The following is a 14,031-nucleotide window of genomic DNA, read 5'->3' as shown; positions in this document are numbered from 1 at the left end:
CACCATGGTCCGCCTCCGCCGTACGTCCCCGAGATCACCCGGCTGGTCGCGGGTCCGGCACGGGCGTGGCTTCCGCTTCCTCGACGAGGACGGCCGACCCCTCGAGCCCGAGCAGGTCCTGCGGTGCAAGCAGCTCGTGATCCCGCCGGCGTGGAACGAGGTGTGGATCTGCGCCGTCGAGAACGGCCACCTGCAGGCCGTCGGCACCGACGCAGCCGGTCGACGGCAGTACATCTACCACCCGGACTGGCGGGCCCGCCGCGACACCGAGAAGTTCGAGCGGATGGAGGGCTTCGCCGCGTCGCTGCTCAAGCACCGGCTCGAGGCGCGCCGCCACCTGGCCGGCGAGGACCTGACCCTCGAGCGGGTCGCCGCGACGGCGTTCAGCCTGCTCGACCTCGGCATGTTCCGCATCGGTTCGGAGCGGTACGTCGAGGAGAACGGCAGCTACGGGCTCACGACGCTGGAGAAGCGACACGTCCACGGCGCCGGGAGCGGCATGACGTTCTCCTACCCGGCCAAGTCCGGCCAGCTCGTCGAGGTCACGGTGCGCGACCAGCGCGTGCGGGAGGTCATCGAGGTGCTGCGCCGGCGCCGCGGCGGCGGTGATCGCCTGCTGGCGTACCGGCAGGCTGGCCAGTGGCACGGCCTCACCGCCGACGACGTCAACGCGTACGTCAAGGAGATCATCGGCGAGCACTACACGGCCAAGGACTTCCGGACGTGGCGCGGCACCTCGATCGCCGCGCTCGCCCTGGCGCGCAGCGACCGCAGCACGCCGACCCGGCGCAAGAAGTCCGTCGCCGCGGCGATGCGCGAGGTGTCGGAGCACCTCGGCAACACGCCGGCGATCGCCCGGACGTCGTACGTCGATCCGCGCATCATCGACCTGTTCGAGGATGGCATCACGGTGCGGGCCGACCATCGCCGCGTCGCGCCCGGGTCTCCCATGAGCCGCACCCTCGAACGCCAGGTCCTGCGCATCCTGCGGCGAGCCTGAAGCGTCCACTGAGCGGGTCGGCGACTCCGCGCGTGGAGGCGGGGACCACAATTGCTGAATGAGCGCACCGAGCGACCGCGAGATCACCCGGGCAGTGACCCGGGCGGTCGCGGGCAAGACGATCGACGCACGCGAAGCCGCCGGACTGCTGAGCGCCCGAGGTGACGAGCTGCGGCGGCTCATGGCGGCGGCGGCGCGGGTCCGAGACGCGGGTCTCGAGGCGGCCGGCCGGCCGGGCGTCGTGACGTACAGCAAGAAGGTCTTCATCCCGTTGACCCGGCTCTGCCGCGATCGCTGCCACTACTGCACGTTCGCGACGACCCCGAACCGCCTGCCCGCCCCGTTCCTGTCGCCCGACGAGGTGCTCGACATCGCCCGCAAGGGTGCCGCGATGGGCTGCAAGGAGGCGCTGTTCACGCTCGGCGACCGGCCCGAGGACCGCTGGGACGACGCCAAGGAGTGGCTCGAGGCCGCCGGCTACGACAGCACGCTGGAGTACGTACGCGCGATGGCGATCCGGGTGCTCGAGGAGACCGGGCTGCTGCCGCACCTCAACCCCGGCGTCATGAGCTGGAAGGAGATGTCGCGGCTCAAGCCGACCGCCCCGTCAATGGGCATGATGCTCGAGACGACGAGCCGTCGCCTGTACGAGGAGAAGGGCGAGGCCCACTACGCCAGCCCCGACAAGGACCCGACCGTACGCCTGAGGGTGCTCGAGGATGCCGGCCGGCTCAACATCCCCTTCACGACCGGGCTCCTGATCGGCATCGGCGAGACGATCGAGGACCGCGTCGAGAGCATCTTCGAGCTGCGTCGGATCGCCCGGACGTACGGCTCGATCCAGGAAGTCATCATCCAGAACTTCGTGTCCAAGGATGACACCGCCATGCGGCTGACCCCGGACCTCGAGGTCGAGGAGTACCTCGCCGCGATCGCCACGACGCGCGTCCTGATGGGGCCCGCGATGCGGGTCCAGGCGCCGCCCAACCTCGTGGGGCTCGACGACTGCCGCGCGCTGCTGGACGCCGGCGTCGACGACTTCGGCGGCATCAGTCCGCTGACCCCCGACCACGTCAACCCCGAGAAGCCGTGGCCGCAGATCACGGCGCTGGCCGAGCTGGCCGCCGAGCGCGGGTTCACGCTGACCGAGCGGCTCACGGCGCACCCGCAGTTCCTGTCCGAGCCGTGGCTCGACCCGCGCCTGCGGCCGCACGTCGACGCCCTCGTCGCCGACGACGGGCTCGCCCGCGCCGACGCGATCCCGGAGGGACTGCCCTGGCAGGAGCCCGACGGCGGCTGGTCCACCACCGGCTGGCTCTCGAAGGGCCGCACCGACCTGCACACCGAGATCGACACGGTCGGGCGTACGACCGACCGGCGCAGCGACTTCGAGGACGTCTACGGCGACTGGTCGGTGCTGCGCGACAGCCAGCCCGGGCGCGACGCAGCGCTCGTCGGTGTCGGCGACGGCGGGTTCGCCGCGGCGATGCGGGCGGCCGAGCGCGACCCCTCGGGGCTGTCGGACGCGGACGCGCTGACCCTGATGACCGCGGAGGGCGCCCAGCTCGACGCGGTCACGGCACTGGCGGACGACCTGCGCCGGCAGGCGGTCGGCGACGAGGTGACCTACATCGTCAACCGCAACATCAACTTCACCAACGTCTGCTACACGGGCTGCCGCTTCTGCGCGTTCGCCCAACGGCGCACGGACGCCGACGCCTACACGCTGTCGCTCGACGAGATCGGCGACCGGGCCACCGAGGCCGTGGCGTTCGGCGCCACCGAGGTCTGCATGCAGGGCGGGATCGATCCCGAGCTGCCCGGCACCGCCTACTTCGACATCGCCGCCGCGGTCAAGCAGCGCGAGCCCGGCCTGCACGTCCACGCGTTCAGCCCCATGGAGGTCATGAACGGCGTGACGCGCACCGGCATGTCGGTGCGCGACTTCCTCGTGCAGGCCAAGGAGTCCGGCGTCGACTCGCTGCCCGGCACGGCCGCGGAGATCCTCGACGACGACGTGCGGTGGGTGCTGACCAAGGGCAAGCTGCCGACGTCGGAGTGGCTCGACGTCATTCGCACGGCCCACGACGTCGGCCTGCCCACGACCTCGACGATGATGTACGGCCACGTCGACCACCCCGGTCACTGGGTCGGTCACCTGCGCACGATCGGCGACCTGCAGCGCGAGACCGGCGGCTTCACCGAGTTCGTGCCGCTGCCGTTCGTGCACCAGTCGTCGCCGATCTACCTCGCCGGCGTCGCCCGGCCCGGGCCGTCGGTGCGGGACAACCGCGCCGTGCACGCCCTGGCGCGGATCATGCTGCACGGCCTGATCGACAACATCCAGTGCTCGTGGGTCAAGCTCGGCCCCGACACCTGCACGCAGATCCTGCAGGGTGGCGTCAACGACCTCGGCGGCACCCTCATGGAGGAGACCATCAGCCGCATGGCCGGCTCGACGAACGGCTCCCGCAAGTCGATCGAGGAGCTCGAGACGATGGCGGCCCTGGCCGGGCGACCCGCCGTCCAGCGCACCACGACGTACGGCCGGCTGTCCCCCGTCAAGGCGGCCGGATGACGTACACCGCCATCGTGCCGATGAAGGCCTGGGACCGGGCCAAGTCGCGCCTGCACGCCGATCCGGACGTACGCCGCGCACTGGCCGAGGCGTTCGCCCGCGACACGCTCACCGCCGTGCTCGCCTGCCCGGAGGTCCGTGACGTCGTGGTCGTGACGCAGGGCGACCTGGTCGTCGACCACGTCCGCGCCGCCGGTGCCCACGTCATCCAGGAGCCCGCTGACCGGTCGCTCGACACCCTGGGCTCGGCGATCCGGCACGGCATCGCGTGGGCCGGCAAGCACCGGCCGGACGGCCCGGTCGCCGTCGTCCCGTCGGACCTGCCGGCCCTGACACCCGTCGGCCTCGGCGAGCTGCTGGGTCAGGCGACGGCTCACCCGTTCGCGTTCGTCGCGGACGCCAACGGTGACGGCACCACGATCCTGACGAGTCTCTCGGCCGGGATGATGCGCCCCGGCTACGGTCCGGGCTCGGCGGAGCGCCATCGCGGCTTCGGCGCCTACGAGCTGCCGGCACCGAGCGCACTGCGTCAGGACGTCGACGTGCTGGCCGATCTCGCCGCGGCCGAACGCCTCGGGCTCGGCCCGCACACCCGCCAGGCGTACGCCGACCTCACGGCCGACGAGGCCTCAGCACTCAGTCGCTGACGACGGCGATCACGATCTCGCGGCGCAGGGCGCGGGCGAGGATCCGCAGCCGCTCGGCCAGCGCACCGGCCTCGACGTGCGCCTCGGGCGCACCGTCCTCGCTCAGGGCACGCACCTCCAGCGAACCGTCGGCCGCGACGGTCACGTCAGCCAGCGAGAGGTCCGTGCCGGCCCGCGCGAGAGCCAGCAGGTCGTCGCCCTCGTCGGCGACCGGGAAGCCCCGCGGCAGCTCACCCCGCGACACCGCTGCCAGCACGGCGTCGCGGGCGCCGAGACCGAACAGGTCGCCGTCGTCGTCGCGGATGAGCGCCGCGGCGCCTTCGTCGGAGTCGAGCCACGCCGCCGGCAGTCCGCGCACCACGACGACGGGCTGTCCGTCGAGCTTGCCCGCCACCAGCTCGGCCGTGCCGGCGATCTCGTCGGCGATCGCGGGCGAGGTGACCGCGAGGAGGTTGCCGTACGCGTCCTCGACCCCGGCGAATGACAGGTAGGGCGCCACGCCAGACGCGCCGATCGCGATGTCGGTCTGTCCGATGCGCCACGCGCGTCCGGCGGTGTCGCTCACGATGACCCCGAGGCGTACGCCCGCCAGGTCCTCGAGGCGGCCCCGCAGGTCGCGAGCCGCGCCGTCCGGGTCTCGGGGCAGCGGGATGACGGAGCCGGCTTCGAGGTTGGACGCGTCGATCCCGGCCGCCGCGAGGGTCAGCCCGGAGTGCGTACGGACGATGCGCGTCTGGCCGCGGCGAGCGACGACCCGGTCGGTCTCGGCGTCGATCAGCGAGTCCCGGTCACCGGCCGTCGCCAGCCCAGCCGCCTTGCTGACGACCTTGCTGGTCACGACGACCACGTCGCCGGCCTCGAGGGGCTCGGTCAGGTGATCCACGATGATCGCGGCGAGGTCGTCGCCGGGCCGGATCTCGCCGATGCCCTCCAGCGGCCACGCGCGCAGCACCATGTCAGCGCCCGTCGGCCAACGAGTCGGCGAGGGCGAGCGTGTCACGGGCCAGCTGGGCCGTGGCCGCCGTGTCCGTCATGTAGAGCGGCACTGCCCTGGCGGTGATGCCCGCAGCCTCGATCGAGCCCAGCTCTTCTGCGTCGGCGCTGTCGACGAGCCAGCCGTCGAGCACCCCACCGGAGGGGCGCGCACCGTGATGGCGAGCCACCCCGGCGGCGCTGATCTGGATGCCGAGGCCGGTCAGCAGCTGATCGGCCATGCCCCGCACCGCGGCGCCACCGATGATCGGCGAGACGCCGACGACCGGAGCCGAGGTCGTACGCAGTGCGGTGGCGACCTGGGCGACCGACAGGATCGCACCGATCGACACGATCGGGTTGGACGGCGGGAGGATCACCCGGTCGGCGCTGAGGATCGCCTCGACGACACCCGGACCTGCCGTGGCCTCGTCGGCGCCCTTGAAGGTGACCTCACGCACCGGGACGCGAGCGCCGAGCCGGATCCAGTACTCCTGGAAGTGGATCGTGTCGATCCCGTCGGCGCCGTCGATCCCGATGTGGGTCTCGACCTGGTCCTCGGTCATCGGGAGCAGGCGCACGCCGGGCTGCCAGCGCTCGCAGAGCCGCTCGGTGATCGCGGCGAGGCCGACGCCCTCGTGCCACATCTGCGTGCGGATGAGGTGCGTCGCGAGATCGCGGTCGCCGAGCCCGAACCAGGTCTTGTCGACGCCGTAGGCCGTCAGCTCCTCCTTGGCGTTCCACGTCTCGTCGGTGCGGCCCCACTTGCGCTCGGGGTCGATGCCGCCGCCGAGGGTGTACATCACCGTGTCGAGGTCGGGGCACACCCGCAGGCCGAACAACCAGATGTCGTCGGCGGTGTTGCCGATGACCGTGACCTCGTCGTCGGGTCCCACCGCGGCCAGCAGCCCCTTGAGGAAGTTGGCCCCACCGACCCCACCCGACAGCACCGTGATCCGCATGGGCCCAGTCTGCCCGAGCGCCCGCAGGGTCAGAGCGCCGACTCGATCGCCCGCCAGAACGTCGGGTAGGCGTAGACCGTGTTGCGCAGCGTCTCGAGCGGGATCTCCGCGCGTACGGCGAACGCCAGCGCCGAGAGCGTCTCGCCGCCCGTCGGCCCGGCGCTGGTCGCGCCGACGATGATGTCGCGATCGGTGTCGATGATGACCTTGATCAACCCTGCGTTGCCGACGCCGTGGACGAAGCCCCGGCTGCTCGCCGCGACGTCGGTCAGCCCGACGCGTACGTCGATGCCCTTGTCGCGGGCCTGCGCCTCGGTGAGGCCGACGCCGCCGACCTCCGGGTCCGTGAACGTGACGCGCGGGAAGCTGTCGTCGTACGCCCCCAAGGGCTCGTCGAGGATCGCCTTGGCGGCGCGCTCCGCGTGATACATCGACAGGTGCGTGAACGCGCCGCGGCCGACGATGTCACCGATCGCCCAGAGGCCATCCGTCACCTGCATGTCGTCGCCCACCGTGAGGAACTTGCCGGCCTCGACGCCGACCGTCTCGAGCCCGATGTCGTCGACCCGCGACCTGCGGCCGGCTGCCACGAGCAGCTGCTCGGCCTCGTACGTCGTGCCGCCGCACGTCACCGTGAACCGGCTGCCGTCGTGGTCGACCCGGTCGATCGTGATGCCGGCATGGACGCCGATGCCCTCGGACTCGAACACCGTGGCCAGCAGCTCGGACGACTCGGGCTCCTCGGGGGCGAGGATGCGCGGCGCGACCTCGAGCACCGTGACCTCGGTGTCGAAGCGTGAGTAGGCCTGGGCGAGCTCGAGGCCGATCGCTCCGCCGCCGATCACGATCAGCGAGGCGGGAGCCTGCTCGGCCTTGAGCGCCTCGCGGTTGGTCCAGAACGGCGTCTCGGCGAGCCCCGGGATCGGCGGCACCGCTGCGGTCGTGCCGGTGTTGAGCACGACGCCCTTGGCCGCCACGTACGTCTCGGCTTGTCCTGAGCCTGTCGACGGGTTGACCTCGACCGTACGATCGCCGGCCAGCCGGCCGTGCCCGCGTACGAGCGTCGCCCCGGCTGCGGTGATCCGGTCGGCCGCGACGGTGTCGTCCCAGTTGTCGGTGGCCTCGTCGCGGATCCGCTTGGCGACGAGGGAGAAGTCAGGGGTCACCGTCGCGGCGCCCGACAGCCGCGCGATCCGGCGGGCCTCGGCGAGGAGGTTGCCGGCACGGATGAACATCTTGGACGGGATGCAGCCCCAGTAGGGACACTCACCGCCCACGAGCTCGGCCTCGACCGCCACCACGGCGAGCCCGGCCTTGGCCAGTCGCGCGACGAGCGCTTCACCTCCCGGCCCGAGACCGACAACGACGACATCACACTCGTGAGCACTCATGCACCCATCCTCTGCCATGCGCACGGTCGGGAGCCAGAGGACCCGTGAGGTGATTTCACCTCCGGGAGGGCCGCTGCGTGGCTACGCTGCGCTGCATGGAGGGCGTGCCGGCGACTGACGAGGATCGACGCGGGGCGTTCGACGAGCTCAAGGGGCTGTTGTCCAGCGGCCGGATCGACGCCGCCGAGTTCGCGACCCGGTCATCCAAGGTCGCCGGTGCGACGACCCTGTCGGAGCTCGCCGCACTGGTGACCGACCACGGCCGGGCGCCGGCGGCTGCACCCGCGTCGAAGGAGTCGTTCGGCACCGTCGTCGGCGACGCCCTCACGAGCCCGCGGCTCGGACGTACGGTGGGACGGTTCGCGGCAGGCAGCGAATTGCGCCGCGTGCTGCTCTGGGCCCTGGTCATCGGGGGCCTCGCCCTTGGCGCAGCGTTCGCCACCTCGCTGTTCGACAGCACGACCGACAGCTCCCCGACGGGCCCGGCCATCCCGGGCATCACCCGGCCGACCGCGACGGCGGCGCCTCACCCCGATCTGCTGACCCGCAACGGCTTCGTCAAGCTCCGTGACGACATGCGCGCCAAGCTCGGCAGCACGCGCTACCTCAGCGCCGTGATCTATCCCGACTACGCGACGATCGAGGTGCCGATCTCCGGCGACCCCGACCACTCGCAGCGCTGGTACTACAACGGCAGCTTCCCCTACAACCCGACCGCGAGCCCGCGTCGGCCCGGCTCGAAGTCGTCGGACCTGCGCGACGTACGCGTCACGGCGTTGACCAGCGCGATCCGGCGCGCACCCGCCCAGCTCAACGTCCGCGACGCCGACCGGACCTATCTCATCTTCGACAGCCGCTCGGGGCGCGCGGTCATGTCGGTCTACGTCACCAATGCCTCGAACGACACCGGCTACTGGACGATGCGCCTCACCGGCGCGACGGTCACGGAGTACAGGGCGCCCTGAGCAGGCTCAACGGCTGAGCATCCGGAGCGGGTTGATGACGCCGTAGCCCGTTCGCGTGTCGTAGCCCCGGGATCCCGCATCGTCGGCGGTCGACTGGATGAGCGAGCGGATCGTCGCCTGGCTCACCCCGGAGCCGACCTTGGCGATCTCGAGCGCCGCTGCGGCCGCCGCGTAGGGCGAGGCCATCGACGTCCCCGACAGCGTGCAGTAGTGCGGGGGGCAGCCGAGCGAGGGATCCGGGGTGGCGGACGTGGTCGACAGGATGCCGCTGCCGGGTGCGGCGACGTCGACCCAGCTGCCACAGCTCGAGAAGGACGCGACCGCCCCGTTGGACTGGATGGCGCCGACCCCCAACACGCCGTCATAGCTGGCCGGATAGGTGCGCGGCGACCCGAACAGGCCGCATCCGTTGTTGCCTGCCGCGGCCACCACCACGACGTTCCGGGAGAGCGCGTACGCGACGGCGGCACGGCCGGCGGTGTCGCTGCGGGTCGACGACAGGGACAGGTTGATGACCTTGGCACCGTGGTCGACCGCCCACACGATCCCCTTGGCCACCGTGGCGGAGTCGCCCACCCCGGCGTGGTCCAGGACGCGTACGGGCAGCACCCGCGTGTTGGGCGCGAGGCCCGCGATGCCGCGCCCGTTGTTGGCGATCGCCGTGATGATGCCGGCAACGTGCGTGCCGTGGCCGTTCTCGTCGGTCGGCGGGGTGCCCGGCGCGATGAAGTCGTAGCCCGTGAGGATGTGGCCCCGGAGGTCGACGTGGCCGGCCCGCACCCCGGTGTCGATGACCGCGACGACGACGCCGCGGCCCGTCGAGGTCTTCCAGGCCGTCTCGGCGCCGAGCCTGGTGAGCGCCCACTGCTTGGCCCGCAGCGGGTCGTCGGAGAGGTCGATGTGCACCTCGTGCGCGATGTCGACGCCCACGGTGGTCCGCTTCTTGAGCCCGGCGAGGATGAGGTCGAGAGCGTTGGCGCGGCTGGACGCGACGGTCGTGGTGATCCTGGGCGCACCCGAGGTGCGGGTCGTGGTCACGACCTTGAGCGGGTCGCCCGGCGTGGCGGTCGCGAGGATCTCCGTGGCCGTGCGCCGCAGTCCGCCGTCATCGGCAGCAGTGGCTCCGGACGAGCCCGCGGCGATCATGGTCGCGACGAGCCCGATGGCTCCGGCCGTTCGTCCGATCCGCATGCGCACTTCGGTCACCTTTCGTCCCCTGGTGAACAACGCCCGCCGAGGTCAGCGGTTACGACCCGCCGGATGCGCGAGTCCCGATATCGTGCTCGGCATGGTGTCCACCCGAGCGAGCGATGCTGACCGCGACAGCTGCCTGGAGGACATCGAAGCCGCCTACGCGGACGGCCGCATCAACGACGCGGAGCGCGAAGCGCGTACGCAGGCAGCGCTGCAGGCCACGACGCTGCAGGAGCTCGCCGACCTCGTCGCGGACCTCGGACCTGCCGCCAAGCTCCCGTCGAAGGTCGCCGCCGCCTTCACGACGTCCTCCAGCGACGCCTCCACGACACGGCTGTCGCGTCGCTTCCTGCTTCGCCTGCTCCTCGCGCTGCTGGTTCCCGCCGCGATCGCGGTCGTGGTGTGGGTCTCCAGCGCCGGTGGCGACAGCGACGAGCCGACGACCCCGGGTTCGACCGCCCAGGCGCCGAACCCCAAGGAGAAGCTCGAGCTCCACACGGCGGAGGGGTTCGAGCAGCTCGTGGCGCTGACCAAGGCGAAGTTCGGCACGACGATCGTGGACTCGGCCGCGATCTATCCGGACTACGCCAGCATCGAGGTCGTCATGAAGGACGACGAGCGCCGCGTGGAGAACTGGTACTTCGCCAAGGGCTTCGAGGGTGAGCCGAGCAAGGGCAGCCGGCCGGCCGGCGCCGTCTCGATCGACCTGGCAGCGGTCGACCCTGCGGCGTACGCGCGGGCGGTCAAGCGCTCGCCCTCGGTGCTGGGGGTCGAGGACGTCTCGTCGACGTACGTCGTGATCCGCAGCTCCGGTGCGGAGCCGACGTTCTCGGTCTACGTGTCGAACGAGTACAGCGAGAACGGTTACTGGACGTTCAGCCTGGACGGCAAGGAGCTGGCCCGCTACGCGTTCGAGTGAGTCTCGGCCTTGGGCCTGCGGGGCTCGTGCCAGCGCACGACGCTGTAGGCCAGCAGGCCCCAGGCGGCGATCGCCGACGTCCACAGCCCGATCGCCGTGCCCCAGCCATGAGCCGGGAGCTGCGGCCCGAAGCCCACGCTGAGGATCGAGAACTCGGGGATCTCCGGGCTGATGAACCACACGACGCCCAGCGCCACGAGCCACACCCCGCCCAGGAAGCTGAGGAAGATCCGCGGCCACGTCGCGACGCCGAACTTGGCGGCCTCGATCGCCCTGCGCTCGAGCGGGCCGAGCAGCTTCTGCGCCCAGACGTAGTTGCGCGACAGCAACGAGATGCCGGCGACGAGAACCAAGGTGCCGGGGCCCGGTGCCGGGATGAGGATGATGCCGGCGACCGTCAGGATCCAGCCGAGGATCTCGCTGCCCGTGCGTCGGAACCAGCTCTTGAAGGCGGTCCCGACGGTCATGGGTCAATTCTGCCAGCCGGTCCACCACAGAAGGGCCACAACCCGGCGAGAAGGGCGAGAACCAGGGGCATCCCCCACGAAGAACCGGGAGGGCCTACGGGGCGACCCCGACGATCAGAGCGACACGAAGACGTGGACGGCTGCCTCGGCGTCGATCTCGGCGGTCTCGCCCTGCCGTGCGACGACCAGGCCGTCGTGCCCTTGCGACACCAAGATGTCGTTGCCGGGCAGCGCCCCGACCCTGCGGAGCACCGACATGACCTCGGTGTCCTTCTGCAGCTCCTCGGCGATGCGGCGCACCACGAGACGGATCGGCTCGACGGCTCCGCTGACCGCCTTGGTCATCGGCTGGACGCCTTCGAGGAAGTCGGCGTCCTCGCCCAGCTCGCCCAGCTCGGCCAGCCCGGGGATCGGGTTGCCGTAGGGCGACTCCGTCGGGTGCTCGAGCAGTTCGACGAGCCGGCGCTCGACCTGCTCGGACATCACGTGCTCCCAGCGGCAGGCCTCTTCGTGGACGTACTCGATCTCGAGGCCGATGATGTCGGTCAGCAGCCGCTCCGCGAGCCGGTGCTTGCGCATCACGCGGGTCGCGAGCTGGCGGCCCTTGGGCGACAGCTCGAGGTGCCGGTCACCCTCGACCGTGAGCAGCCCGTCGCGTTCCATGCGGGCCACGGTCTGGCTGACGGTCGGGCCGCTCTGGTGGAGGCGCTCGGCGATGCGCGCGCGCAACGGCGTGATGCCCTCCTCTTCCAGCTCGTAGACCGTGCGGAGGTACATCTCGGTGGTGTCGATCAGCTCGCTCACCAGGCCATTGTTCCACGTCCTGCGGCCTCGCCGTCCCCACCGGACAATGGGACACGTGACGACCTCGGTGATGTGGTTCAGACGGGACCTGCGGCTGCGTGACAATCCGGCGATCCACGAAGCGCTCGCCTGCGGGGCGGATGGCGTGGTGCCGCTGTTCGTGCTCGACGACCAGCTGTGGACGACCGCGGCCCGGGCCCGCACGGCCGCGCTGTCGCGGCTCCTGGCCGGCCTCTCCGAACGCCTCGGCGGCCTGCACGTCGTGCACGGCGATCCGGTCGACGAGGTCGTCCGCGTCGCTCGTGCCGCTGGCGCCACGAGCGTGCACGTCGCGGGCGACTTCGCCCCGTACGGCGCCCGTCGCGATCGCCGCGTCGAGGAGGCGCTCGCCCGGCACGACATCCTTCTCGTCAGGACCGGTTCGCCGTACGCCGTGGCACCGGGGCGCGTCACGAAGGCCGATGGCTCGGGCTACCGGGTCTTCACGCCGTACGCGCGGGCGTGGCGCGAGCACGGCTGGCGCGGGCCCGCGCCGGAGGTGACCGACGTGCCGTGGATCCGGCCCGACGGGCGTACGCACCAGGTCCCCGCCGTCGCTGTGCCGGCCGGGATGACGCTGCCGCCCCTCGGCGAGCAGGCCGCCGCGGACCGCTGGCAGGCGTTCCTCGCCGACGACGTCGCCGACTACGCCGGGGCCCGCGACCTGCCCGGTGACGACCGGACGTCCCGCATGTCGGTGCACCTCAAGTGGGGCACGATCCACCCGCGCACGATGCTGGCCGACCTCGCGCCGCTTCGCTCGCAGGGCGCCGCGGCGTACGTCCGGGAGCTCGCGTTCCGCGAGTTCTACGCCGATGTGCTGCACCAACGCCCCGACTCGGCGTTCGGCTACTACAACCCCGCGTTCGCCGCGATGGATCACGACGAGCCGGGTGAGGCCCTGGAGGTGTGGAAGGCCGGCCTCACCGGCATCCCGATCGTCGACGCCGGCATGCGGCAGCTCAAGGGCGAGGGCTGGATGCACAACCGCGTACGCATGATCGTCGCGAGCTTCCTCGTCAAGGACCTCCACATCGAGTGGCAGCACGGCGCCCGGCACTTCCTCGAGCTGCTGGTCGACGCCGACCTCGCCTCCAACCAGCACGGCTGGCAGTGGGTCGCCGGCTGCGGCACGGACGCGGCGCCGTACTTCCGGGTGTTCAACCCGATGACTCAAGGCAAGAAGTTCGACCCCGACGGCGCCTACGTACGCCGCTGGGTGCCCGAGCTCGCCGACGTCGACGCCCGCCACGTGCACACGCCGTGGGAGCTGGACGAGCCGCCGGCGGACTACCCGCCCCCGATGGTCGACCACGCGGCGGAGCGCCGGGAGTCACTGCGTCGCTACGCGGCGATCACGACCTAGGGTGGTCGGGTGGTCACGATTCCCGGGCAGTTCAACGGTCCCCTCCACTCCGGCAACGGCGGCTATGTCGCCGGCCTGCTGGGCCAGGAGGTCGACAGCGACGGACCGGTCACCTCGACCCTGCGCATCCCGCCGCCGCTGGACGTACCGCTCAGCTGGGAGCGCGACGGCGACCAGGTCCGGCTGCTGACCGCGGGCGGCGCCGTGATCGGCGATGCGGCACCCGGGGCGTTCTCGCGTGATGTGGCGGCCTGCCCGACGCCCGAGGAGGCCGCCGCCGGCGTGGCGCACTACCCGGGCTTCACCCACCACCCGTTCGACCACTGCTTCACGTGCGGCACGGCGCGCGACGAGGGCGACGGCCTGCGCCTGTTCGCGGGCCCGGTCGACCCCGCCGAGCCCGGCCTGACCGCCGCGCCCTGGACGCCGCACGAGGCGTTCGACGGCGAGGACGGCCTCGACCTGCCGGTCACCTGGGCCGCGCTGGACTGCCCCGGCGGCTGGGCGGCCGACTTCAGCCGCAACACCATGGTGCTCGGCCGGATGACGGCGCAGGTCGAGCGCCGGCCCCGCGCTGGCGAGCCGTGCCTCGCGGTCGGCCACCTCGAGTCCCAGGAGGGGCGCAAGTTCCTGGCCGACACCGCGCTCTACACCGCCGACGGCGAGCTGCTGGGCCGCGCCGAGCAGACGTGGATCCTGATCGACATCGCTGCCTTCTCCTGACCCG

13 protein-coding genes are annotated in these 14,031 nt (G+C 71.7%); 7 read left to right on the top strand and 6 right to left on the bottom strand.

Annotation, left to right across the window (positions count from 1 at the left end):
* Positions 1 to 4: 4 nt before the first annotated feature.
* Genes ASC61_RS11485 through cofC form a run of 3 tightly spaced genes read left to right on the top strand, consistent with a single transcriptional unit; the run spans position 5 to position 4,225 of the window.
* Positions 5 to 1,000: a DNA topoisomerase IB gene (locus tag ASC61_RS11485; protein ID WP_056212009.1), complete on the top strand. Its 996-nt coding sequence runs from the start codon at positions 5 to 7 to the stop codon at positions 998 to 1,000.
* A 58-nt stretch (positions 1,001 to 1,058) separates the two neighbouring features.
* The gene (locus ASC61_RS11480) at positions 1,059 to 3,578 is read left to right on the top strand and encodes a bifunctional FO biosynthesis protein CofGH (protein WP_056212007.1); all 2,520 of its coding nucleotides are present in this window, start codon (positions 1,059 to 1,061) and stop codon (positions 3,576 to 3,578) included.
* Complete coding sequence (gene cofC, locus ASC61_RS11475) at positions 3,575 to 4,225, top strand: 2-phospho-L-lactate guanylyltransferase (RefSeq protein WP_056212005.1); 651 nt, start codon at positions 3,575 to 3,577, stop codon at positions 4,223 to 4,225. Before ASC61_RS11480 ends, cofC begins: the two co-directional genes overlap by 4 nt.
* On the opposite strand, the gene cofE is transcribed toward cofC, so the two are convergent.
* From cofE to ASC61_RS11460, 3 genes are read right to left on the bottom strand one after another with little or no spacing between them, the layout of a single operon-like run.
* Positions 4,215 to 5,180, bottom strand: a complete 966-nt coding sequence (gene cofE, locus ASC61_RS11470; protein ID WP_056212003.1) for a coenzyme F420-0:L-glutamate ligase — start codon at positions 5,178 to 5,180, stop codon at positions 4,215 to 4,217. The genes cofC and cofE overlap by 11 nt on opposite strands.
* Before the next feature lies 1 nt (position 5,181).
* Entirely contained in the window at positions 5,182 to 6,159 is a 978-nt protein-coding gene (cofD, locus tag ASC61_RS11465; protein WP_056212001.1) for a 2-phospho-L-lactate transferase, read from the bottom strand.
* Between the two features lie 29 nt (positions 6,160 to 6,188).
* Entirely contained in the window at positions 6,189 to 7,550 is a 1,362-nt protein-coding gene (locus tag ASC61_RS11460; protein ID WP_056211999.1) for a dihydrolipoyl dehydrogenase family protein, read from the bottom strand.
* A 95-nt stretch (positions 7,551 to 7,645) separates the two neighbouring features.
* Here ASC61_RS11460 and ASC61_RS11455 point away from each other — a divergent pair, with 95 nt between their 5' ends.
* A complete protein-coding gene (locus ASC61_RS11455) occupies positions 7,646 to 8,515 on the top strand; it encodes a DUF1707 SHOCT-like domain-containing protein (protein ID WP_056211997.1) in 870 nt (289 codons plus the stop codon).
* Positions 8,516 to 8,521: 6 nt separating this feature from the next.
* Here ASC61_RS11455 and ASC61_RS11450 read toward each other — a convergent pair whose 3' ends face one another.
* Positions 8,522 to 9,721, bottom strand: a complete 1,200-nt coding sequence (locus ASC61_RS11450; RefSeq protein ID WP_157439462.1) for a S8 family serine peptidase — start codon at positions 9,719 to 9,721, stop codon at positions 8,522 to 8,524.
* A gap of 82 nt (positions 9,722 to 9,803) precedes the next feature.
* Here ASC61_RS11450 and ASC61_RS19955 point away from each other — a divergent pair, with 82 nt between their 5' ends.
* Positions 9,804 to 10,628, top strand: a complete 825-nt coding sequence (locus ASC61_RS19955) for a DUF1707 SHOCT-like domain-containing protein (protein ID WP_162243670.1) — start codon at positions 9,804 to 9,806, stop codon at positions 10,626 to 10,628.
* On the opposite strand, the gene ASC61_RS11440 is transcribed toward ASC61_RS19955, so the two are convergent.
* Together ASC61_RS11440 and ASC61_RS11435 are read right to left on the bottom strand one after the other, a co-directional pair.
* Entirely contained in the window at positions 10,613 to 11,095 is a 483-nt protein-coding gene (locus ASC61_RS11440; protein ID WP_056211992.1) for a PGPGW domain-containing protein, read from the bottom strand. The two genes, ASC61_RS19955 and ASC61_RS11440, sit on opposite strands and share 16 nt — an antisense overlap.
* Before the next feature lie 114 nt (positions 11,096 to 11,209).
* Complete coding sequence (locus ASC61_RS11435; RefSeq protein WP_056211990.1) at positions 11,210 to 11,899, bottom strand: metal-dependent transcriptional regulator; 690 nt, start codon at positions 11,897 to 11,899, stop codon at positions 11,210 to 11,212.
* A gap of 46 nt (positions 11,900 to 11,945) precedes the next feature.
* Here ASC61_RS11435 and ASC61_RS11430 point away from each other — a divergent pair, with 46 nt between their 5' ends.
* Positions 11,946 to 13,304, top strand: a complete 1,359-nt coding sequence (locus tag ASC61_RS11430; protein WP_056211988.1) for a cryptochrome/photolyase family protein — start codon at positions 11,946 to 11,948, stop codon at positions 13,302 to 13,304.
* Positions 13,305 to 13,313: 9 nt separating this feature from the next.
* Entirely contained in the window at positions 13,314 to 14,027 is a 714-nt protein-coding gene (locus ASC61_RS11425) for a hypothetical protein (protein WP_056211986.1), read from the top strand.
* Positions 14,028 to 14,031 lie beyond the last annotated feature (4 nt).

Origin of the sequence: Aeromicrobium sp. Root344, from assembly GCF_001425755.1 — a bacterium.
Lineage (GTDB): Bacteria > Actinomycetota > Actinomycetes > Propionibacteriales > Nocardioidaceae > Aeromicrobium.
The sequence above is the reverse complement of the archived record's forward strand: the minus strand, read 5'-3'. Positions and strand labels throughout refer to the sequence as shown.